Annotated in this window: 1 protein-coding gene and 1 pseudogene; one reads left to right on the plus strand and one right to left on the minus strand. The window is 40.9% G+C overall.

All coding sequences use genetic code 11. The features are described 5' to 3' along the window. Positions 1–330: oxidoreductase (locus JMW64_RS13795; protein WP_455566942.1), on the minus strand; the 330-nt coding region annotated here is incomplete at its 3' end. A gap of 494 nt (positions 331–824) precedes the next feature. On the opposite strand from JMW64_RS13795, the pseudogene JMW64_RS13800 reads away from it, so the two are divergent. Continuing rightward, positions 825–1573 (plus strand): annotated as a pseudogene (locus JMW64_RS13800) (hypothetical protein); the annotation flags it as partial.

The raw sequence follows: 1573 nt of genomic DNA on the forward strand, positions 1-1573 counted from the left end.
ATGTGAGACAAGTCCTGTGTGCCATAGCTGGACGACGATCTTGCCACCTTTAGCGTGGACATTGTCAACAATGGCTTTCCATGCAGTGACTTGATCTTGAGTATGTAGCCCTGGTGCGCCTGCATAGCCTTTTGCTTGAAACGATACTTGCGTCGCTTCAGTGATGACAAGGCCCGCCCCTGCACGCTGCGAGTAGTACTCTGCTGCCCATGTGATAGGGACATCGCCTGGCTCAACGGCACGCAGACGTGTCAGTGGGGCCATCATAATGCGGTTTTTTAGCGTTTGTGTGCCCATTTTTACAGGCTCAAATAAAATATCGTGTGCCATAAGGTTTCCTATTTTTACCAATTATAAAAATTATTTATAGTCAAAGCATGTGTTAAAAGTGCTTATAAGAGCATAGGTAAATATGCTTTTATTGGTTTTCTTTATAAGGGATAGCTGCGGTTATTATAAGGGACAGCTGCGGTTATTCAAGGAAAAATTACAAACAAAAATACCGATATGGCATGATATCGGTATTGATAATACTCATTATTCAAGTCCTCTTATGATGATATTAAGCAAATGACTTTAATAATATTGGCTGATTATGTCATCAGCTGACATAGCCGCTGTATACTGACACTATTTAGTCGACAATGGTTATGATGGCTACCATTTTTAGGACGTACTCAAAGGATACCGCATATGCAAAAGACCACATTGTCACTCATGATGGGAGTAAGCCTATTATTTGCTATGAGCGCTTGCCAACCTCCATCTGATATGAAAAAAACTCAGACAACTCAGATAACTCAGATACATTAAATAAGTCATCAATGTCCACGCAAACGGCAAAACAGCCAAGCACGCAGCCATTAATAGAAGCAAAAACGCCAAGAGCACTCACTAATGCATTGGTCGCATTGTCTGAAAAACAGTTAACAAATAAGCTGGTGTGCACTAAGCTCAGTGCTTCTATGAAGGACATTGATAACAAAAGTAAAATTGAAGATATTCATGGTATCCAACGACAATTAAATGCTTGCTTGCCAATGACTGCGAACGTCGAAATCCTGCAATGGCTAACAGAATATCAAGCACTGTACGGACGTTTTTTGGGTTCTAATGATTCTATGGACTGTGCAAGCTTTCACGATGTAGCAGAGACTATAAATCAAGGCAAACAATTATCCGTTGAACAACTAAAAGCACTGAGCCCACGTAAACGATATCTTAGTGAATTGGTGCAGAGTAACGCTGACGTTAGCGTGCTGTATGTAGGCGAAGGCATCTTCAAATTTCATCATAATCTAAAGGCGATGGCAGACCTATTTGTCCCTTATCTACCTGCAGATCAAGCCATATTTATTCAACGTATGGCAAAAGACAATCAGGATATTTTTTGGAATGATGGTGCGGTGGCGGTGTCTTTTGACGAGGTGATGGCCCGTGCTGTGTTTTGGGAGAACTATGTTAAAACATACCCAGATAGTTACTTTACTGAAGATGCTAAAAATTTATTTGCGACGTACCGTTATGTACTGTTTTACGGATCCAACAATACCCAATGGACAGATGACTCTAT

Source organism: Psychrobacter immobilis (assembly GCF_904846065.1).
Classification (GTDB): Bacteria; Pseudomonadota; Gammaproteobacteria; order Pseudomonadales; family Moraxellaceae; genus Psychrobacter; species Psychrobacter immobilis_H.